This window comes from Amycolatopsis samaneae (assembly GCF_039541975.1).
Classification (GTDB): Bacteria; Actinomycetota; Actinomycetes; order Mycobacteriales; family Pseudonocardiaceae; genus Amycolatopsis; species Amycolatopsis samaneae.
This window is the reverse complement of sequence record NZ_BAABHG010000013.1, coordinates 140,070-158,311: the sequence shown is the minus strand read 5'-3', so window position 1 is coordinate 158,311 and position 18,242 is coordinate 140,070. Positions and strand designations below refer to the sequence as shown.

Here is an 18,242-nt window from a genome sequence, read left to right as displayed (position 1 = left end):
GCCCGCGCGGCATAGTCGGTGCCCATGCGCAGGGGGCAGGGCAGGGCCGTCGTGGTGGTCGTCGCGAGCCTGGTGATCGCGGGCGGGCTCGGGTACGCGGTGCTACGCCGGGATTCGAGCTGGCACGCGTCCGGGATGACACGGGCGATGCTGGTCCCCGGGGGTTCGTACGCGAGCGCGAGCGCGCGGCCGATGCCACCCTCGCGGTACGCCTCCAGCGGGGTGCCGACGGCGCCGATCCCGGCGCCGCCGAGTGGCGCCCCGGTGGACACCGGCTGCCGTCCGGGGCAGGGCCCGGACCGGCTGCCCGACGTCTCCACCGCGGTGTCGGCACGGGTGGACGCCGCGTGGGCGCGTATCGAACGCTGGCTCGTCGCGCACGCTCCCGGATCCCGGCTCGGCCCGCCCGCCGACCCCGCCCGCGTCGCCGCCGCGCAACGGGAGATCGGGGTGCCGTTCCCCGCGGAACTCGTCGCTTCACTGCGCCGGCACAGCGGTTTCGATCAAATCGGCGGTAACGGCTTCACCTTTCCTCCGTTCTATCAGCCCATTTCGATCGACGGGATCGCCCGCGAGGCGAAATCGCTCTGCACCGTGCTCGGCGAACCGGTCATCGGTTCCGGTACCGGTTCGTGGTGGCACGGCCAATGGCTGCCCTTCGCCGTGGACGGCAGCGGGGAGAACCTGTTCCTCGACCAGCGGCAGGGGCGCGACGGACGGCTCGGCGAACACGACAACGAGGGTGACGCGAACTTCGACCGCTGGCCCACCGGCCTGACCGACCTGCTCGAACAGACCGCCACCGCGCTCGAAACCGGGCGGCCCGCGTTCGGCCGTTACCCGCCGAAAGTGGAAAAAGGCGTGCTGGACTGGGAAATCCGGCGCTGACCGCACCCGGGCGAGCCGCCCTGTCGTACCCCGGGCCTAGAATCTGCCGGGTGGCTCTCCCCGAGACGGCTCCCCCGAGTGAAGCGCTGGACACCCTGCACCGGGTGTTCGGCTACGACGCGTTCCGCGGCGACCAGTCCGCGATCGTCGAGCACGTGGTCGCCGGCGGCGACGCGCTCGTCCTGATGCCCACCGGCGGCGGGAAGTCGCTGTGCTACCAGATCCCCGCGCTGGTGCGTCCCGGGGTCGGCGTGGTGGTCTCCCCGCTCATCGCGCTGATGCAGGACCAGGTCGACGCGCTGCGCAACCTCGGCGTGCGCGCGGGATTCCTCAACTCCACCCAGGACTTCACCCAGCGTCAGCAGGTCGAGGACGCGTTCGTCACCGGCGAGCTCGACCTGCTGTACCTGGCGCCGGAGCGGCTGGCGATGGAGTCGACGGCGCGGCTGTTCGACCGCGGCAAGATCTCGCTGTTCGCCATCGACGAGGCGCACTGCGTGTCCCAGTGGGGCCACGACTTCCGCCCGGAGTACCTGTCGCTCTCGGCGCTGCACGAACGCTGGCCGGACGTGCCGCGCATCGCGCTGACCGCCACCGCGACCGAGGCCACGCACCGGGAGATCTCCACCCGGCTCAAGCTCGACGAGGCTCGGCACTTCGTCGCGAGCTTCGACCGGCCCAACATCCAGTACCGCATCGTCGGGAAGAACTCGCCCCAGCGGCAGCTGCTCGAATTCCTGCGCACCGAGCATCCCGGCGACGCCGGGATCGTGTACTGCCTGTCCCGTAACTCCGTGGAGAAGACCGCGGAATTCCTGTCGGGCAACGGAATTCCCGCGGTCCCCTACCACGCCGGGCTGGACGCGCGCACCCGCGAGCGGCACCAGTCGCGGTTCCTGCGCGAGGACGGGCTGGTCGTGGTCGCGACCATCGCGTTCGGCATGGGGATCGACAAACCGGACGTCCGGTTCGTCGCGCACCTCGACCTGCCGAAGTCGGTCGAGGGCTACTACCAGGAGACCGGCCGCGCCGGGCGCGACGGGCAGCCGTCCACCGCGTGGCTGGCCTACGGCCTGCAGGACGTCGTCCAGCAGCGCAAGATGATCGACACCTCCGAGGGCGACGACGCGCATCGGCGCAAGCTCGGCGCCCACCTCAACGCGATGCTGGCGCTGTGCGAGACGGTGGAATGCCGCCGGACGCAGATCCTCGGCTATTTCGGGGAAAAGGCCGAGCCGTGCGGCAACTGCGACACTTGTCTCGCGCCGCCGGAGAAGTGGGACGGCACGATTCCCGCGCAGAAACTGCTGTCCACGGTGGTGCGGCTGCGCAACGAGCGGCGGCAGAAGTTCGGCGCCGGGCAGATCATCGACATCCTGCTGGGCAAGGAAACCCCGAAGGTCCAGCAGTTCCAGCACAACACCCTGAAGGTGTTCGGGATCGGCACCGAGCTGAAGGAGCCGGAGTGGCGCGCGGTCGTGCGGCAGCTGCTGGCCCAGGGCATGCTCGCGGTCGAGGGCGACTACGGTTCGCTGGTGCTCACCGAGGACAGCGCCTCGGTGCTGAACAGCGAGCGCCAGGTCATGCTGCGCCGGGAACCGGAGCGCGCGGCGAAGGCCGCGAAACCGGCTCGCCGCGCGGCCGCGGCCGTCGAGATGCCCGCCGAGGCCGCTCCGCTGTTCGAGCGGCTGCGGGCCTGGCGGGCCGCGACCGCGAAGGAGCAGGGTGTGCCCGCCTACGTCGTGTTCCACGACGCGACCCTGCGTCAGATCGCCACCGACCGCCCGGCCACCCTCGCCCAGCTCGGCACCGTCAACGGCGTCGGCGAGAACAAGCTCGTCAAATACGGCCAGCAGGTCCTCGACGCCCTCGCCGACTGACCCGGACGGTCGGCTCGCGTACCCCGGCGGTCGGCTCGCCGTCCGACCCTCCGGGTACGCGAGCCGACCCTTCCGGTACGCGAGCCGACGCTCCGGGTACGGCGCTCAGGCCTCGCGCGGGGGTTTGCCGGTGACGTCGCCGACCTTGCGGACGGCGCCGCCGATCTGCTCGCGGTACTTGCCGTTGGTCTTCTTGTCGACGAAACTCGCGGCCTTGCCGACGAACTCGTTCACCTTTTCCGGGTTCTTCTTCGCGTACGCGCGCGCCGCGGTGGCCGCGCCCGCGACCACGGTCAGCTTCTTCAGAAATCCCACTGGACTCGTCTCCTCCTGCATCGCGTCTCACCTCTCCAACGCGAAGCGGGGTGCCCGGGGTTCCCGCCCACCGGGTGACGGGCACTGAAAGCGTCCCTCAGCACCAGCGGCTCAGCCGGACTCGGCGATCCGCTTGATGGCCGCCAACCGGCCCGCCCAGCGCGCGGCGAGGTGGTCGAGCCAGCGGGCGGTGTCCGCGAGCGCCTCCGGCCGCACCCGGTACCGACGTTCCCGGCCGTCGCGCCACCCGCTGACGAGCCCGGCCCGGTCGAGCACCGCCAGGTGCTTGACCACGGCCTGACGGCTCACCGGGAGTTCCCCGGCCAGCTGCGTCGCCGTCGCGGAGGGGTGCGCGGCGAGCCGGTCGAGCAGCTGCCGCCGGGTGGGGTCGGCGAGCGCCGCGAGCACCTCCTCGGCCGGGCCGGGACCAGTCGTCATACCGTCAGTTTCTCGGATCGCTCCCGCACCGCGACGAGGACCTTCGACCAGCCGTCTTCGTGGCTCTCGTAGCTGTCGTCCCGCGACGAGCCCGGCGGCCGGGTGGCGAACCCGCTTTCCACCACGCTCAGCCGGGTCCCGCCGGCCTCCGGCACCAGGGTGAACTCCACGAGCGTCGAGTTCGCCTCGGTCGCCACCTCGCCGGGGAACCCGCTCGCCCACCGGTAGGACAGGTAACGCGGCGGCTCGACCTCGACGAACACCGTCGGGAACTCGCCGTGCTCGCCGTGGTCCAGCCGCATGACGCCGCCGGGGCGCAGGTCGATCGGCGGGGGCTCGCCGTGGCCGAACCACTGTCCGACGTGCTCGGGCTCGGTCAGCACCGCCCACACCCGCTCCACGGGCGCGTCGATGACGATCTCCTGCTCGATCCGGTCCTTCGTCATGGTCGTCCTTCCGTAGCCGGTCGATGTGCAACCCCAGGGTTGCACACAGGTCGATGACGCGCAACTTCCGGGTTGCACCCGAAAACTCCGCGCGCCCGGCCACCCCGGTCCGGCAGGATCACGGTCATGCGGGATCTCACGACCTTGCCCAAGGCTCATCTGCACATCCACCTCGAAAGCACGATCCGGCAGAAGACCCTGCGGGAGATCGGCGAGGCCAACGGGATCGACGTGCCGCCCGGGGCACCGGAGTTCACCGGTTTCCGGGATTTCGCCGACTACAACGCGCTGCTCCGCGAATGCCTGCGCCGCCCGGAGGACTTCGAGCGCGTCGCGCGCGAGTTCTGCGCGGACGAAGTCGCTCAGGGCACCCGCTACGCCGAGGTGACGTTCACCGCCGCCTCGCACGCCGAACGGCTCGGCGAGCCGGACATGCCGCTCGTGTCCGTCCTCAAAGGACTCTCCGAGGGCGGCGCCGAGCACGGCCTGGAGTGGCGGGTCCTGCTGGACCACTCGCGTCGCCGCTCGGTCGAACGCGCCGAACGCACGCTCGGCCTCGCCCTGCGCCACCACGACGAGGGCGTGCTCGGCATCGGCATGGCCGGCGAGGAACGCCATCCCCTCGCCCCGTTCGCCGAGGTGTGTGAACGCGCCCACGCCGCCGGGCTGCACCTGGTGCACCACGCGGGCGAGGACGCCGGGCCGGAGAGCATCCGCGAAGCACTCGACGTCGGCCGCTCCGAACGGCTCGGTCACGGCATCCGGATCCTCGAGGATCCCGAGCTGGTCGCCCGTGTCCGGGACGAGGGCATCGCGCTGGAGGTGTGCCCGTCCTCGAACGTGACGCTCGGGCTCGTCCCGTCGCTGGCCGAGCACCCGCTCCCCCGGCTGATCGACGCCGGTCTCGCGGTCACGCTCAACACCGACGTCCCCTCGGTCACCGGCACCACGCTCACCGACGAGTACGCCCGTGCCCGCGCCACGTTCGGCTACGACGACGTCGCGCTGGCGGACCTGGCACGGGCGAGCGTCGACGCCTCGTTCGCCCCCGCGGCAACGAAAAAGGCCGTCCACGCGGACATCGACGCCTGGCTCGGCGAATAGCCACTCCACCGCATCGGCGACACCGTCCCAGCCGAAGCCCGCGTCCCGAACGGAGTGTGGGGGACGGTGAGCGATGCTGGTGGCTTTCCCGGGGTGGGCGGGGGTGCTGAAGGACGCTTTCAGTGCGTTGGCCGCGCTGAAGGACGCCTTCAGTGCACTGAGCGCACCGAAGGCGTCCTTCAGCACACCCCCACCGCGAGACCACACCGCTCCTAGTGAGGCCCTGAATGTGGCATTCACGGACCGCGCCGCCCCCAGGACGGCGCGGGCGGCGCTACTTGTCCGCGGTGAGCTTCCCGCCGATCCCCCAGCTGTCGGCAGGCACCTCCTGGATCCACACCTGCACGCTGTCGGCCGGGACCTTCAGCGCGTCGACGAACGCGTCGGTGACGCGGCGGACCAGCTCCCGCTTGAGTTCGACGTCGCGGGGTCCCTGCTGCACGGTCACGATGGGCATGATCGGGTCACTTCCTGGTCGTTTCCCCGGTCTCCGCCGGGCTGACCCCAGTCCACCGGAAACCCGGCGCGCGACCAAGATCCGTTCCGTACGCGCAGCGATCAGTGATCGTGATCGTCCAGCGCGGCGCAGGCCGCGAGCAGCACGTCCAGGTGCGGGGTGGGGTCCTCCGCCCGCACCGCCAGCGACGTCGGCAGCACCAGCCGCGCGTCGCGCACCGGCCGGAACGCCACCCGCGCGGTGGCCAGCTGCCGCGCGTGCGCGGCGTAGCTGACCGTCCACAGTGGCTCTCCGGCGCCGATCGCGGCGTGGGTGTCCTGCAGGCTGCCCGTCTTCCCGTCGAAGGCCGGGGTGAACCCGGCTTCGTGGCAGGCGGAAACGACGAGGTCGACGAGCGGGGCGTTGTCCCGCCGCGACACCAGCCGCAGCGGCAGCCCGGCGAGGTCGGCCAGCGCGATGTCCCGCCCCTCGGCGAGGGGATGCCGGGCGGAGATCACCACCACCAGCGGGTCCGCCCACACCGGGAACAGCCGCACCCCGGGGTGTTCCCACGCGCCGCGGACCAGCGCCGCGTCGAGCTGCCCGTTCGCGACCCGGTCGAGACGGGTCCGCGTCGCCGCCGAGACCAGTTCGACGCCGGTGCCCGGCGCCAGCCCGGCGAGCGCGTCCAGCACCCGGTCCAGGTGATCACCGAGTCCGGTGCTCGTGCCGAGCCGGATCGTCGCGATGCGCCCGCCGGTGAACTCCGCGACGACCGCCTTCGCGCGCTCCTCGGCCGCGAGCACCGCCCGCGCCTCGGGCAGGAACACCCGCCCCGCCTCGGTGAGCCGCACGCGCCGCGGCGAGCGGTCCAGCAGCTCGGCGCCGAGTTCCCGTTCCAGCCGCCGGATCTGCTGGCTCACCGCGGGCTGGACGACGTGCAACCGTTCCGCGGCCCGGCCGAAGTGCAGTTCCTCGGCGACCGTGACGAAGTACCTGAGCTGACGCAGCTCCACCGGGCGCCGCCTAGACCGGCAGCAGCCGGGTGACCACAGTGGACAGTTGCCGCACGTTCCGGCACTCGTGCATTTCCACCAGCTCCGCGTACTCCAGCGCCGCCGAGTCCCCGGTGGACCACAGCGCCCGCCGTTCCGGGTTGAGCCAGAACACCTGCCGCGCGCGGCCGCGGATCCGGCGGAGCGCGTCGAGGTTCGGGTCACCGCCGTTGGTGCGGGCGTCACCGAGGATCAGCACCGACGTCCGCGGCCCGACGGCGTCGGCCCAGTCCTCGTCGAACTGTCCCAGCGCGTCGCCGTAGTCACTGTGCCCGTCCCAACGGGACACCTCGGCCTCGGTGAGGATGCGCGCGCCGAGCCGTTCCGGATCGGCGTCGCCGCCGTCGACCAGCCCGGTGACCTCCTCGGTTTGGTTGACGAAGGCGAACACGCGGACCTTGCCGAACTGGTCACGCAGCGCCTGCACGAGCAGCATGGTGAAGTTCGCGAACCCGGCGACCGACCCGGAGATGTCGCACAGCAGCACGATTTCCGGCCGCGACGGGCGCCGGTGCCGGTACGCCGGGCGCACCGGCACTCCCCCGGTCGAGAGCGAACGGCGCAGCGTGCGCCGCAGATCGATCCGGCCCCTGGCGGACGCGCGCCGCCGCGCGGCGAGCCGGGTCGCGAGCTTGCGGGACAACGGCTGGATCGTGCGGCGCAGCTCGGCGAGCTGGCTCCGGCTCGCGATGAGGAAGTCGACGCGGTCGGCGGCGGGCGGGATCGCGTGCTTCGCCACCCGCTCCGCGCCGCGGACCTCCGCCGCGCGCCGCCGCGCCTCGGTGCGGACCCGCCCGCGGAACCCCTCGACCCGCCGCCGGACCTCGTCGCGCTCCAGGCGGTCGGTGAACGCGTCGCCGGGCGGCGTGCCCGCGCGGATCGCGGCGAGCACCCGCACGATCAGGGTCTGCGGCTGGAGCCGGTCCAGCGTCTGGTGCGCCGACCAGCCGCCACCGGGGCCGGAGGCGGTGCCGTAGGAACCCAGCAGGTCGACCGCGACCCCGGCCAGCTGCGCCAGCGCCTGCCGGTCGTCCTCGGCGAGCGCGGCGGCGAGCTGGTCACGCAGCTGTTCGAGGTTCTCCGGCCGGTCCTCCCTTGCCCGCTCGGGCGCGCCGACCCCGGCCGGGAAATAGACGTCGAAGGCCGCGTCGAACACCGAGCGCTGCCCGCCCCGGCGCACCAGCGCGGCCGCGAGGCCCTCCCGCATCAGCTCGCGGTCGGCGAAGCCGAGCACCTCCAGCGCGGCGGCCGCGTCGACCGTCTCGCTGGGCCCCGCCGGGATGCCCTGCACCCGCAGCGCCCGCACGAACGCCGTCAGCCGCTCCGGAACCGCCGAGGTCACGAGGCGTCCAGTACCTCGTCGAGCCGCAGGCCCACCCCCGCCTTCGCGATGTCGTCCTGGTGCTTGAGCACCACACCGAGACTCTCGCGGACGACCTGCTCGTCCAGCACGTCGGCGCCGAGCGCGAGCAGCGTGCGCGCCCAGTCGATCGTCTCGGCCACCGAGGGCAGTTTGCGCAGGTCCATCGCCCGCAGCGCGGCGACGACGCGGACCACCGAGTCCGCGAGGACCGCGTCGATCCCCGGCACCTTGCGCCGGACGATCTCGCGCTCCAGATCCTCGTCCGGGAAGTCGATGTGCAGGAACAGGCACCGCCGCCGCAGCGCCTCGGACAGCTCGCGGGTGGCGTTGGAGGTCAGCACGGCGAACGGGTGCCGGGCCGCGGTGATCGTGCCCAGTTCGGGGACGGTGACCTGGAAGTCGCCCAGCACCTCCAGCAGCAGGCCCTCGACCTCCATGTCGGCCTTGTCGGTCTCGTCGATGAGCAGCACCGTCGGCTCGTCGGAGGAGATCGCGGTCAGCAGCGGGCGGCGGAGCAGGAACTCCTCGCCGAAGATGTCCGTGCGGGCCTGCTCCCAGGTCTCGTCCCGGCCCGCGGTGATCCGCAGCAGCTGCTTGGCGTGGTTCCACTCGTAGAGCGCGCGGGCCTCGTCGATGCCCTCGTAGCACTGCAGCCGCACCAGCCGCGAGCCGCTGACCCGCGCGACGGCCTTGGCCAGCTCCGTCTTGCCCACCCCGGCCGGGCCCTCGACCAGCAACGGCTTGCCGAGCCGGTCGGCGAGGAACACCGTGGTCGCCACGGCGGGCGAGGCCAGGTAGCCCACCTCGGCGAGCTTCGCCGACACGTCGTCGACGGAGGAGAAGAATCCGGTGCCCACGCGACCTCCCTAAGCGCTTGCTCACCCCGGACTGTACCGGACCGCCGGGCAGGCGCCCGCGAGTTAGCATCGGCCGCGTGACCTACGTTGCGGCGGCCAGCCGATACGAGACCATCCCCTACCGACGGTGCGGACGCTCCGGGCTGAAGCTGCCCGCGATCTCGCTCGGCCTGTGGCACAACTTCGGCCACGACCGGCCGCTCCGGGTCCAGCGCGACATCACCCGGCGCGCGTTCGACCTCGGCATCACGCACTTCGACCTGGCGAACAACTACGGCCCGCCCTACGGCTCGGCGGAGGAGAACTTCGGGCGGCTGCTGGCGAGTGACTTCAAGCCGTACCGCGACGAGCTGGTGATCTCCACCAAGGCCGGGTACGACATGTGGCCCGGCCCGTACGGCGAATGGGGTTCGCGCAAGTACCTCCTTGCCTCGCTCGACCAGTCGCTGGGCAGGCTGGGGCTGGACTACGTCGACATCTTCTACTCGCACCGCTTCGACCCGGAAACGCCGCTGGAGGAGACCGTCGGCGCGCTGGACCACGCCGTCCGCTCGGGCAAGGCGCTCTACGTCGGCATCTCCTCCTACAACTCCGAGCGGACCGCCGAGGCCGCGCGGCTGCTGCGCGAGCTGGGCACGCCGCTGCTCATCCACCAGCCCTCGTACTCGATGCTCAACCGCTGGATCGAACGGGACAAGCTGCTCGACACGCTGGAGACCGCGGGCGCCGGGTGCATCGCGTTCTCGCCGCTCGCCCAGGGCGTGCTCACCAGCCGCTACCTCGACGGCGTCCCGGCGGATTCCCGTGCCGCGCAAGGCAAATCCCTCAGGCCGGACACGCTGACCGACGAGTCGCTGGCCAAGGTGCGGGCGCTGCACGAGATCGCCGTCCAACGTGGACAGACGCTCGCCCAGCTCGCGCTGGCCTGGGCGCTGCGGGACCCGCGGCTGACGTCGGTGCTGATCGGCGCGAGCAGCGTCAAGCAGCTGGAGGACAACGTCGGGGCGCTCGCGAACCCGGAGTTCACCGAGGCGGAGCTGGCCGAGATCGACCGCTACGCCACCGAAAGCGGCATCAACCTGTGGAAGCGCTCCAGCGACGCCTGAGAAACCGTTTGCGAGTGATCGCCGGGGCACCGACGATGTCCGGTATGGGTACGACGTTCGACGAACTCCTCGCCGAGGGAGCCGCGCAGCCGACCGAGGGCTGGGACTTCTCCTGGTTCGCCGGCCGGGCCACCGAGGAACGGCCGCCGTGGGGATACTCCCGGCTGCTCGGCGAACGGATGGCCCGCGCCTCGGCGGGGCTCGACCTGCAGACCGGCGGCGGCGAGGTGCTCGCCGGGATCCCGGCGCCACCGCCGGTACTGGCGGCCACCGAGGGCTGGGCGCCGAACATCGCGACGGCCAGGGAGACGCTGGCCCCGCTCGGCGCCGAGGTGCACGAACTCCCCGCCGACGCGCCGCTGCCGTTCCCCGACGCCACCTTCGACCTCGTCACGGCGCGCCATCCGACGTACGTCCCGTGGCCCGAGGTGGCCAGGGCGCTCGCCCCCGGCGGGACCTACCTCGCCCAGCACGTCGGCGGGCCCTCCGCCGCCGAGCTGACGGCGTTCATGATGGGTTCCTGCCCGCCCGCGGACCCCGCCGACCCGACCTTCGGCGCCGAGGGCGCCCGTGCCGCCGCCGAGGCCGCGGGGCTGACCGTGACCGAACTGCGGACCGCGGTCTGCCGCGTGGAGTTCTTCGACGTCGCCGCGGTGGTCCACTACCTGCGCAAGGTGATCTGGATGGTGCCGGACTTCGACGTCGAGCGGTATCGCGAACGGCTCGCCGCGATGCACGAGCTGATCCTCGCCGACGGCGGCTGGTCCATGAACCACCACCGCTTCCTGCTCGAAGCCCGCAGGCCCTGACCCGGGTTCTCCGTCCCGTCACACGAGGTCTCCACGCAATCACGCGAGATCTCCCCACAATCACGCGGGATCTCCGTGCGCGCACACGAGGTCACCGGGATAGGTCGCGCGATCTCACGTGTTCAGGTGGAGACCTCATGTGATCAGGTGGAGATCTCGCGTGATCCGGCGGTCGATCTCACGGATCACGGCCAGCCCGCCGGTGGTGAGGTTCGACAGCATCGCGACGTCGAGGCCCGCCGCCGGGTAGTGCCGCGCGAGCGCACAGGCCCCGGTGTTGCCCCCGTCCTTGTAGTGGTTCCGCACCTCGCCGTCCGCGCCGAGGGTGAACTCCAGGCCGAAGCCGTACCAGACGTCGCCGTCGGCGCTTTCGTGGTGCGGCACCTGCGGAGTGAGGAACCGCGAGGTGCTTTCGGCGGACAGCAGCTCACCGCCGCGTACCGCGCGCAGGAACCGCACCAGATCGTCCACAGTGGAGTGTGCACCGCCGTCGGGTGAGCCGATGGGCGGATAGCTGAAGATGTTCTGCTGCCAGCCGGTGATCCGGCCTTCGGTACCGACAACCGGGTCCCAGCCCTCGGCGACGTCGGGGGCTGGGTCGCGCCGGTCGAAGAAGTCCGAGTCCGCCATGCCCGCGCGGGCGAACACGGCCTCGCGGACGTGGTCCCGGTACCCGGTACCGGTGACCTCCTCGATCGCCATGCCCACGAGCAGATAGCCGGCGTTGCAGTACCGGCAGCCCGTGCCGGGCGCGAACATCGGCTTCTTGTAGGCGAAATTCGGCAGGTGATCACGCGTGCGCGTGACCGAGTACACCGGTTTGGCTTCCCACAGGGCTTCGTAGCTCTCCCCGGCCTCCTCGTCCGCGTCGTCGGCGATGCCCGAGGTGTGCGTGAGCAGGTGCCGCACCGTCACCTCCGGCGAGATCGTGGTGCCACGCAGATCGACGAGCCCGGCGATCGGCGCGTCCAGTTCCAGCCGTCCCTCGTCGGCCAGCCGGAACGCCGCCACGGCGGTGAACAGCTTCGTGACGGACGCGGTGTCGAAGCGCGTGGCAAGCGTGTTCGGCACGCGCCAGCGACGGCTCGCCCACCCGTAGGAACCCGAGAACACCGTCTCGGTACCACGGCGGATCAGCACCACCCCGGAGAACAGGTCCTCGGCGGCGCGGGCGGCGAGCCAGGTGTCGAAACCGGTGAACGACATGAGCCGACGGTAGCCGCGCGCGCTGATCCCGTCCCCTGGAATACGCCGTGCTGACGTTTGACCAAATTTCGCATTTGGTCATATGCTCGTTCGCATGAGCCCTGCCGAGTCCCGGGCGGACCGTGCCGAACGCATCCTCGACGCCGCCGCCGACCTCCTGACGCGCGTCGGCTACCGGCGTACCACCGTGGAAGACGTCGCGGACCACGCCGACGTCGGCAAGGGCACGCTCTATCTGCACTGGAAGACGCGCGAGGCGCTGTTCCTCGCCGTGCTGCGCCGCGAGGGGGCGCGGACGATGGAAGACCTGGTGCACGCGCTCGAAGCCGACCCGCAGGTGGCGCTGCTGCCGCGGCTGACCGAGGTCCAGTTCACCAACGTCGTCAACCGGCCGCTGCTGTACGCGGGCTACGCCGCCGACGCCGACCTGCTCGGCAAGCTGCTGCCCAAGCTCCACGGCGATCTGAACCCGCGTCACGACGAGCTGTTCGAGGACTACCTGCGCCTGCTCGCCGGGCACCGGCTCCTGCGGACGGACCGGCCGGTCGGGGAGATCGCCGTCGCGTACCGCGCGATGATGCACGGTTTCCTGCTCTCCCCGCGGACCGGGGACCCCGCCGCGGCCGCCGCGCTGCTGGCCGACACCGTCGCCCACGCCTTCACCCCGCCGGGCAGGCCCCCGGCGGCGAAGGTCCGCGCGATCGCGCCCCGCGCCGTCGCGATCTTCACCGAAGCCGCCGAACTCGACCGCGCCCACCTGCGGCGTGCCTACAGCTAGGAGAAACGCGATGCGCACCGGAATCCTCCTCGACGAACTCGGCGTGTCCTTCGCGGACCTGCGGACGCAGGCACGCACCGCCGCCGAACTCGGCTACCGCTCGATCTGGCTGGCCCAGCGCGGGAGCTGGGACGCGCTCACCGCGCTGGCCGCGATCGGCACCAGCGTCCCCGGCGTCACGCTGGGCACGTCGGTGGTGCCGACCTACTCCCGGCATCCGCTCACCCTCGCGGCGCAGGCGCGGACGCTCCAGGCCACCACCGGAGCACCGGTCGACCTCGGCGTCGGCGTCAGCCACCGGCCCATCGTCGAGGGCGAGTTCGGCTACTCGTTCGACCGGCCGATCCGGCACCTGCGCGAGTACCTCCAGGCGCTGGATCCGGTGCTGCGCGGGGAAAAGGCGGACTTCCACGGCGAGACACTCACCGCCGCGGGCGAGGTCGGGATCCCGAACGACGAGCCGCCGTCGGTGGTCGTCGGCGCGGTCAGCCCGGTGTCACTGCGGGTCAGCGGCGCGTACGCGGACGGCGCGACCACCGTGTGGGCCGGGCCGCGTTCGCTGGCGGAGTTCGTCGTGCCGACGCTCACGAAGGCGGCGGCCGGGGCCGGACGCCCGGCACCGCGGGTGATCTCCACCCAGCTGATCTGCGTCACGAGCGATCCCGGAGCGCGGCGCGACTGGGTCCAGGACCGCTACGGCCCCGCGGCCGGGGTCCCCGCCTACCGCGCGATCCTGGACCGTGACGGCCATGCCGGGGTGCCCGACGCGGTGCTGGCCGGCGACGAGGAGCACGTGCTGGCTCGCGTTCGCGAGCTGGAAAGCGCTGGTGCCACCGAGCTGCTGGTCATCCCCTTCGGGGAACCGTCCGAACAGGATCGGACGCGCGCGCTGCTCGCCCGCCTCTGACCGTCCGAACAGGACCGGACGCACGCGCTGTTATTCTGCCTCTGACCGTCCGAAAAGGACAGAACTCAGCCGACGTCGTGCCCGCGCTCGCGGGCGGCGTCGAGCAGGTCGTCCCTGGCCCGCGCGACCCGGGAGCGCACGGTGCCGACCGGGCAGCCGCAGACGTCGGCGGCCTCGGCGTAGCTCAGCCCGAGCACCTGGGTCAGCACGAGCACCTCGCGCCGCTCCGGGTCGAGGCCGTCGAGCAGCATCCGCAGTTCGACCAGGTCCTCGAACCCGGCCGCGGCGGCGCGGGTACCCCGGCGTTCGACGGCGCTTTCCCAGTCCGTGTCGGCGATCCGTGGCCGGGCCCCCGCCGAACGCAGCTGGTCGACGACGACGCGGCGGGCGATGGACAGCAGCCAGGTGCGTGAGGACGAGCGGCCGGCGAACCGGCGCAGGCTGCCGAAGGCCCGCAGGTAGGTCTCCTGGGTGAGGTCGTCGGCGGCACCGGCGTCGGCGAGGTGGGCGAGGAAGCGCCACACGTCGGCCTGGGTGGCCCGCACCCACTCCTCCAGCGCGCGCCGGTCGCCGCGGCCGGCGGCCAGCGCCAGCGCGGTGATCCGTTCGTCGTCTTCGCTGCTGCGCGCACCGGGCATGCCCAGAAATGTACAGCGGGAGCGCAGCTCCTCGTTTGAGGGTGGCGGCGGGGGCATGGATGGAGTACAGCGGGAGCGCGGGGAACCGTCCGGCCTCGTCGTCCGACTACTGGGAGGTGAGGTGCGAAGAATGCCGTGAAGGGCTGTCGGCGAGGATCGACGGCGAAACCGAGCCGGGCGCGCCCGGTGCCCTCGACCGTCATCTGTCCGGGTGCGCGGCCTGCCGGACGTGGTTCGCCGCCGCCGAACGGCTGAACCGCGGCCTGCTGCTGCGCCCGGCGCCGCCGGTCCCGGACCTCACCGAGGCGATCCTCGACCGCGCGCCCGCGCCCAGCGCGGAGGGCTGGCCGGTGCGGATCGCGCTGGGCGTGGTGGCGGTCGCCCAACTGGGGCTGGCCTTCGCTCAGCTGCTCGGCAGCGGCGGCGCGCATCATCTGGACCCGGTCGAGCTGGCCGGGCACCTCGCGCACGAAAGCGGCGCGTGGAACCTCGCGGTGGGTGTCGGCCTGTTGTGGGCGACCTTCCGGCCGAAGACGGCGTCGGGCCAGCTGCCGCTGCTCACCGGCTTCGTCCTCGTGCTGTCCGGGGTCTCCGCCGGTGACCTGCTCGGCGGGCAGGTGACCGCGGGCCGGGTGCTCACGCACACGTTGGTGGTCCTCGGTCTGGCCCTGCTCTACGCCGTGCACCGGCAGCACCGCGAGCGGCACAGCCCCTCGCCCACCGTGGTGCGGGACGGCGCGGACGGGGTCACCGCCTCCACCGCGGGGGCCGGGCCGGTGGCACGTCCCCGGCACCGGCCCGGGTCCCGCCGCCGCGCCAGTGGCCGGCACGCCGCCTGAGCGCCGTCAGGCGAGCTGCTCCGGGGCTCCGAAAGTCCGTGAATGCCACATTGAGGGACTCTGAGTCCCTCAATGTGGCATTCACGGACCGCTTGGTGCAGGGGGCGGCACTCAGGCGAACTTCGTCCGAGGCCGTTCCTGGAGAACGCCGTCGACGTGGACGTCCACGCGTTCGTCGGTGAAGGCGATCAGCCCGGCGATCCTGGCACTCTCCGGCAACGGGTCCGGATAGCTCCAGGCGAGGTCGGTGTGCAGCTCGCCACCGGCGCGGACGGACCAGTACCCCGCCGCGCCCTTGTAGGGGCAGTGCGTGACCGTGTCCGTCGGTTCGAGCAGGTCGAGCCGGACGTCGGTGCGCGGCAGGTAGTACCGGGTGGGCAGGCCGGTCTCGAACAGCAGCGAGGGGCGGACGCTGTTCGCGACGGTCACGCCGCCGACCTCGACCCGGACGTGCCGGGAGCTGGGCAGGATGTCCACCCGGACCCCGGGGTCCCGGGGGTGGGTGAAGATCTCCTCGTTCTCCTCGAACCACGCGTCCATCGCCGCGAACTCGATCCGGACGTGGTCCCGGAGCTCGGGGATCGGGGATTCCGGGTACTCCAGCGCGGCGTCCACCGCTTCGGCACCACCGGCCCTTATCGTCGACAGAACGCCTTCCCCCCGGCTCGGCGAGCGCACCGTGTTCCCGGTGGGGGTGAGCGCGGTGGGCACGACGTCGGCGCGAGGGAAGTAATACGTTGGGTAGTAAGGAACTTCCCACACCAGCAACGGGTGGACGGTGTCCGCGACCACCTGCCCGCCGAGGCGGGCCCGGACCCGTTTCGCGCCGCGTGCCACGCGGACCCGGCCGCGTCCCGGAGTACTCATACGGCCTTCAACGACCCGCCGGCGGTGTCTGTTCCCTCACCCGCCGCGGGTCGATAGGAAGGTTTCTTACCCAAGAGGCGGCGCCTCCGGATAACTTGGGAGTACCTATACCTTCGACAGGAAGCGGGCTCTGGTGGTTGGCGTAGACACTCCGCCGGTCGGCACGCCCGCCGGGATGCGCAAGATCAACCAGCGGGCGGTGCTGGATCTGCTGCGCCGCGGCGGTCCGGCGACCCGGCCCCAGGTGGCCAAGGACACCGGGCTGTCCAAGCCGACGGTGAGCCAGGCGCTGCTCGCGCTCGAGGCCGCGGGGCTGGCGCGCCCGACCGGGCACACCTCCACCGGCACCGGCCGGTCCGCGGTGCTCTACGAGGCGGACCCGACCGCGGGCTACGTGCTGGGCGTGGACATCGGCCGCGAGCACCTCCGGGTGGCCGTGTCGGACCTCGGCCGCACGATGGTCGCGCGGCGGGACGAGCGGAACACCGCCCGGTCGGGCAACGCGCTGGTCTCGGCGGTCGGCACGATCGCGGCCGCCACGATCTCCGACGCGGGCCTCGCCCAGGAGGACATCGTGGTGCGCGTGCTCGGCTCGCCCGGCGTCGCCGATCCGGCGCGGCGCTGCTTCCGGCACGCGCCGAACCTGCCCGGCTGGGGACGCGCCGGGCTGCTCGACGACCTGGAGGCCGCGGTCGGCCCCGACCTGATGGTGGAGAACGACGCGAACCTCACCGCCGTCGGCGAATGGGAAAGCGGCGCGGCGCGCGGCGCGTCCGTGTTCGGCTGCATCACGATCGGCACCGGCGTCGGCATGGGCCTGATGGTCGACGGCCGTGTCTTCCGCGGTGCCACCGGCGCCGCCGGGGAGATCGGCTACCTGCCCTACGGACAGCTCCGCTCGGCCGACGAACCGGGCGAGCCACCGGCGCGCGGGCACCTGGAGGAGGCCACCGCGGCCCAGTCCGTCGTCCAGGGGGCGCGGGAACTCGGCCTCGGCTCGGCGAAATCGGCACGCGAGGTGTTCCGTCTCGCCCGCGAGGGCGACGAACTGGCGCAGCGGGCCGTCGAGGCCGAGGCGGACCGGCTGGCCTACACGGTGGCGTCGGTCGCGGCCGTGCTCGACCCCGAGCTGATCGTGCTCGGCGGCGGGATGGGCACGGCGGCGGACCTGCTGCTCGAACCGATCGACCGGGCGCTGCGCGCGTTCACCCCGCTCGTCCCGGCGGTCGTGCAGGGTGAGCTCGGCGAGGACGGTGTGCTGGCCGGCGCGATCAGTGTCGGTCTCCGTGCCGCCGAGGGCCTGGTGTTCGAACGGCGCGTCGGCGCGGCCTGAGCCGCGGCGTTCAGCCCGCCGCCCGCCAGGCCCGGCCGCCGGTGCCTCCCGGGCAGGCGAGCCGCCACGGCGTCAGCCGCAGGACCCGGATCGCCGGGTCCCGGTGGTCCCGCGCGCCGAGGATCTTCGGGTCGTAGCCGAGCGGTTCCGGCGCGGTGGCGAAGAGCTCCCAGACGTGCTCGCGGGCGGGCTCGTCGTCGAGCAGTTCCGCGGCGCATTCGGCGACGGCGACCTCGTGCGCCGGGTCCCAGTAGGTGCAGGAGACGAACGGCGTCCGCGCCAGGTGCGCGAGCTTGAGCGGCGTCGGCCGGGTGAAGACCCAGCCGGTCACGCCGTCACCTGTCCGTTCCCAGATCGGGTGCACGACCCGCGACCGGGGACGTCCGCGCCGGTCCACCGTGGTCAGCGCGCACCACACGATCCGGTGCGCGATCCGGACGAACTCGTCGAGCAGCTCCGCCGGCGCCGTGCGAGAATCCACAACCATGGTTGTGGATAATACGGCACCCGGGCTCGACCTGTCACTCGCCGCGTTGTTCGCCGGCTGGACGATGACCGACGAACTCGGGCGGCGGCTGGCCGCGCGGGGTTTCGGGGAACCGCGGTTCAACGACGGCGTGGTGTTCCAGCACGTGCTCGCCGCTCCCCTGTCGATCTCCGCCCTCGCCGAACGGATGGGCGTGACGCAGCAGGCCGCGTCGAAGGCCGTCGCCGATCTCGAACGGCGCGGGCTGCTGCGCCGGGAGCCCGCGCCAGGGGACGCGCGCACGCGCCTGCTGCACCTCACCGAGCAGGCGCGGAACGCGATCGAGGAGACCCGCGCACTGCGGAAGTCGCTCGAACGCGAACTGATCGACGAGTTCGGGGCGGCTCGCGTCGCCGACGCGCGGGCACTGCTCACGGCGATCATCGGCCGTTTCGGCGGCGACGAGGCCGTCCGCAACCGGCGTGTCCGCCCGCCGCGCTAGTCCCTCACC

Annotated in this window: 21 protein-coding genes; 10 read left to right on the top strand and 11 right to left on the bottom strand. The window is 72.3% G+C overall.

Features of this window, described 5'->3' with window-relative positions; all coding sequences use genetic code 11:
* Positions 1 to 24 precede the first annotated feature (24 nt).
* Complete coding sequence (locus tag ABD987_RS31285) at positions 25 to 888, top strand: SMI1/KNR4 family protein (protein WP_345402115.1); 864 nt, start codon at positions 25 to 27, stop codon at positions 886 to 888.
* Between the two features lie 50 nt (positions 889 to 938).
* Positions 939 to 2,768 carry a DNA helicase RecQ gene (gene recQ / locus ABD987_RS31280; RefSeq protein ID WP_345402113.1) on the top strand — a complete coding sequence of 610 codons (1,830 nt, stop codon included), beginning with the start codon at positions 939 to 941 and terminating at the stop codon, positions 2,766 to 2,768.
* Between the two features lie 105 nt (positions 2,769 to 2,873).
* Here the strand turns inward: recQ and ABD987_RS31275 are convergent, their stop codons facing one another.
* The 3 genes from ABD987_RS31275 to ABD987_RS31265 form a co-directional block, all read right to left on the bottom strand.
* A complete protein-coding gene (locus ABD987_RS31275; protein ID WP_345402110.1) occupies positions 2,874 to 3,083 on the bottom strand; it encodes an antitoxin in 210 nt (69 codons plus the stop codon).
* A 111-nt stretch (positions 3,084 to 3,194) separates the two neighbouring features.
* Positions 3,195 to 3,521 (bottom strand): ArsR/SmtB family transcription factor, encoded by a 327-nt coding sequence (locus ABD987_RS31270; protein ID WP_345402107.1) that lies wholly within the window; start codon positions 3,519 to 3,521, stop codon positions 3,195 to 3,197.
* Positions 3,518 to 3,967: an SRPBCC family protein gene (locus tag ABD987_RS31265; RefSeq protein WP_345402104.1), complete on the bottom strand. Its 450-nt coding sequence runs from the start codon at positions 3,965 to 3,967 to the stop codon at positions 3,518 to 3,520. Before ABD987_RS31265 ends, ABD987_RS31270 begins: the two co-directional genes overlap by 4 nt.
* Before the next feature lie 126 nt (positions 3,968 to 4,093).
* Here ABD987_RS31265 and add point away from each other — a divergent pair, with 126 nt between their 5' ends.
* Entirely contained in the window at positions 4,094 to 5,071 is a 978-nt protein-coding gene (add, locus tag ABD987_RS31260; RefSeq protein ID WP_345402101.1) for an adenosine deaminase, read from the top strand.
* Between the two features lie 274 nt (positions 5,072 to 5,345).
* Here add and dmpI read toward each other — a convergent pair whose 3' ends face one another.
* The 4 genes from dmpI to ABD987_RS31240 form a co-directional block, all read right to left on the bottom strand.
* The gene (gene dmpI, locus ABD987_RS31255; protein ID WP_345402098.1) at positions 5,346 to 5,528 is read right to left on the bottom strand and encodes a 4-oxalocrotonate tautomerase DmpI; all 183 of its coding nucleotides are present in this window, start codon (positions 5,526 to 5,528) and stop codon (positions 5,346 to 5,348) included.
* A 101-nt stretch (positions 5,529 to 5,629) separates the two neighbouring features.
* Entirely contained in the window at positions 5,630 to 6,523 is an 894-nt protein-coding gene (locus ABD987_RS31250) for a LysR family transcriptional regulator (RefSeq protein WP_345402096.1), read from the bottom strand.
* Between the two features lie 10 nt (positions 6,524 to 6,533).
* The gene (locus ABD987_RS31245) at positions 6,534 to 7,904 is read right to left on the bottom strand and encodes a vWA domain-containing protein (protein ID WP_345402093.1); all 1,371 of its coding nucleotides are present in this window, start codon (positions 7,902 to 7,904) and stop codon (positions 6,534 to 6,536) included.
* The gene (locus ABD987_RS31240; RefSeq protein ID WP_345402090.1) at positions 7,901 to 8,782 is read right to left on the bottom strand and encodes an AAA family ATPase; all 882 of its coding nucleotides are present in this window, start codon (positions 8,780 to 8,782) and stop codon (positions 7,901 to 7,903) included. Before ABD987_RS31240 ends, ABD987_RS31245 begins: the two co-directional genes overlap by 4 nt.
* 77 nt (positions 8,783 to 8,859) lie before the next feature.
* Here ABD987_RS31240 and mgrA point away from each other — a divergent pair, with 77 nt between their 5' ends.
* Complete coding sequence (gene mgrA / locus ABD987_RS31235) at positions 8,860 to 9,888, top strand: L-glyceraldehyde 3-phosphate reductase (RefSeq protein WP_345402087.1); 1,029 nt, start codon at positions 8,860 to 8,862, stop codon at positions 9,886 to 9,888.
* A 44-nt stretch (positions 9,889 to 9,932) separates the two neighbouring features.
* Complete coding sequence (locus tag ABD987_RS31230) at positions 9,933 to 10,697, top strand: class I SAM-dependent methyltransferase (RefSeq protein ID WP_345402085.1); 765 nt, start codon at positions 9,933 to 9,935, stop codon at positions 10,695 to 10,697.
* A 135-nt stretch (positions 10,698 to 10,832) separates the two neighbouring features.
* Here the strand turns inward: ABD987_RS31230 and ABD987_RS31225 are convergent, their stop codons facing one another.
* On the bottom strand, positions 10,833 to 11,903 hold the full coding sequence (locus tag ABD987_RS31225; protein ID WP_345402083.1) for a serine hydrolase domain-containing protein: 1,071 nt from the start codon (positions 11,901 to 11,903) through the stop codon (positions 10,833 to 10,835).
* 94 nt (positions 11,904 to 11,997) lie between these two features.
* On the opposite strand from ABD987_RS31225, the gene ABD987_RS31220 reads away from it, so the two are divergent.
* Together ABD987_RS31220 and ABD987_RS31215 are read left to right on the top strand one after the other, a co-directional pair.
* Positions 11,998 to 12,681 (top strand): TetR/AcrR family transcriptional regulator, encoded by a 684-nt coding sequence (locus ABD987_RS31220; RefSeq protein WP_345402080.1) that lies wholly within the window; start codon positions 11,998 to 12,000, stop codon positions 12,679 to 12,681.
* Between the two features lie 10 nt (positions 12,682 to 12,691).
* On the top strand, positions 12,692 to 13,588 hold the full coding sequence (locus tag ABD987_RS31215) for a TIGR03564 family F420-dependent LLM class oxidoreductase (RefSeq protein WP_345402077.1): 897 nt from the start codon (positions 12,692 to 12,694) through the stop codon (positions 13,586 to 13,588).
* 65 nt (positions 13,589 to 13,653) lie between these two features.
* Here the strand turns inward: ABD987_RS31215 and sigC are convergent, their stop codons facing one another.
* Complete coding sequence (gene sigC / locus ABD987_RS31210) at positions 13,654 to 14,226, bottom strand: RNA polymerase sigma factor SigC (RefSeq protein ID WP_345402074.1); 573 nt, start codon at positions 14,224 to 14,226, stop codon at positions 13,654 to 13,656.
* A gap of 59 nt (positions 14,227 to 14,285) precedes the next feature.
* Between sigC and ABD987_RS31205 the strand changes: the two genes are divergently transcribed.
* Complete coding sequence (locus ABD987_RS31205) at positions 14,286 to 15,065, top strand: zf-HC2 domain-containing protein (RefSeq protein ID WP_345402071.1); 780 nt, start codon at positions 14,286 to 14,288, stop codon at positions 15,063 to 15,065.
* 111 nt (positions 15,066 to 15,176) lie between these two features.
* Here the strand turns inward: ABD987_RS31205 and ABD987_RS31200 are convergent, their stop codons facing one another.
* Positions 15,177 to 15,932 carry a DUF427 domain-containing protein gene (locus ABD987_RS31200; RefSeq protein ID WP_345402068.1) on the bottom strand — a complete coding sequence of 252 codons (756 nt, stop codon included), beginning with the start codon at positions 15,930 to 15,932 and terminating at the stop codon, positions 15,177 to 15,179.
* A 133-nt stretch (positions 15,933 to 16,065) separates the two neighbouring features.
* On the opposite strand from ABD987_RS31200, the gene ABD987_RS31195 reads away from it, so the two are divergent.
* Positions 16,066 to 17,265, top strand: coding sequence for an ROK family transcriptional regulator (locus ABD987_RS31195; RefSeq protein ID WP_345402065.1), 1,200 nt, complete (start codon positions 16,066 to 16,068; stop codon positions 17,263 to 17,265).
* Positions 17,266 to 17,275: 10 nt separating this feature from the next.
* On the opposite strand, the gene ABD987_RS31190 is transcribed toward ABD987_RS31195, so the two are convergent.
* Positions 17,276 to 17,752, bottom strand: a complete 477-nt coding sequence (locus ABD987_RS31190; RefSeq protein WP_345402062.1) for a pyridoxamine 5'-phosphate oxidase family protein — start codon at positions 17,750 to 17,752, stop codon at positions 17,276 to 17,278.
* Here ABD987_RS31190 and ABD987_RS31185 point away from each other — a divergent pair.
* A complete protein-coding gene (locus tag ABD987_RS31185) occupies positions 17,751 to 18,233 on the top strand; it encodes a MarR family winged helix-turn-helix transcriptional regulator (RefSeq protein WP_345402059.1) in 483 nt (160 codons plus the stop codon). The genes ABD987_RS31190 and ABD987_RS31185 overlap by 2 nt on opposite strands.
* The last annotated feature ends 9 nt before the right edge of the window (positions 18,234 to 18,242 follow it).

Excerpts from the sequence above, each read along its gene's own strand:
- ABD987_RS31285 (WP_345402115.1), top strand. The coding sequence starts at position 25 with ATGCGCAGGGGGCAGGGCAGGGCCGTCGTGGTGGTCGTCGCGAGCCTG.
- ABD987_RS31270 (WP_345402107.1), bottom strand. The coding sequence starts at position 3,521 with ATGACGACTGGTCCCGGCCCGGCCGAGGAGGTGCTCGCGGCGCTCGCC.
- ABD987_RS31265 (WP_345402104.1), bottom strand. The coding sequence starts at position 3,967 with ATGACGAAGGACCGGATCGAGCAGGAGATCGTCATCGACGCGCCCGTG.
- add (WP_345402101.1), top strand. The coding sequence starts at position 4,094 with ATGCGGGATCTCACGACCTTGCCCAAGGCTCATCTGCACATCCACCTC.
- dmpI (WP_345402098.1), bottom strand. The coding sequence starts at position 5,528 with ATGCCCATCGTGACCGTGCAGCAGGGACCCCGCGACGTCGAACTCAAG.
- ABD987_RS31230 (WP_345402085.1), top strand. The coding sequence starts at position 9,933 with ATGGGTACGACGTTCGACGAACTCCTCGCCGAGGGAGCCGCGCAGCCG.
- ABD987_RS31225 (WP_345402083.1), bottom strand. The coding sequence starts at position 11,903 with ATGTCGTTCACCGGTTTCGACACCTGGCTCGCCGCCCGCGCCGCCGAG.
- ABD987_RS31220 (WP_345402080.1), top strand. The coding sequence starts at position 11,998 with ATGAGCCCTGCCGAGTCCCGGGCGGACCGTGCCGAACGCATCCTCGAC.
- ABD987_RS31215 (WP_345402077.1), top strand. The coding sequence starts at position 12,692 with ATGCGCACCGGAATCCTCCTCGACGAACTCGGCGTGTCCTTCGCGGAC.
- sigC (WP_345402074.1), bottom strand. The coding sequence starts at position 14,226 with ATGCCCGGTGCGCGCAGCAGCGAAGACGACGAACGGATCACCGCGCTG.
- ABD987_RS31205 (WP_345402071.1), top strand. The coding sequence starts at position 14,286 with ATGGAGTACAGCGGGAGCGCGGGGAACCGTCCGGCCTCGTCGTCCGAC.
- ABD987_RS31200 (WP_345402068.1), bottom strand. The coding sequence starts at position 15,932 with ATGAGTACTCCGGGACGCGGCCGGGTCCGCGTGGCACGCGGCGCGAAA.
- ABD987_RS31185 (WP_345402059.1), top strand. The coding sequence starts at position 17,751 with ATGGTTGTGGATAATACGGCACCCGGGCTCGACCTGTCACTCGCCGCG.
- ABD987_RS31190 (WP_345402062.1), bottom strand. The coding sequence starts at position 17,752 with ATGGTTGTGGATTCTCGCACGGCGCCGGCGGAGCTGCTCGACGAGTTC.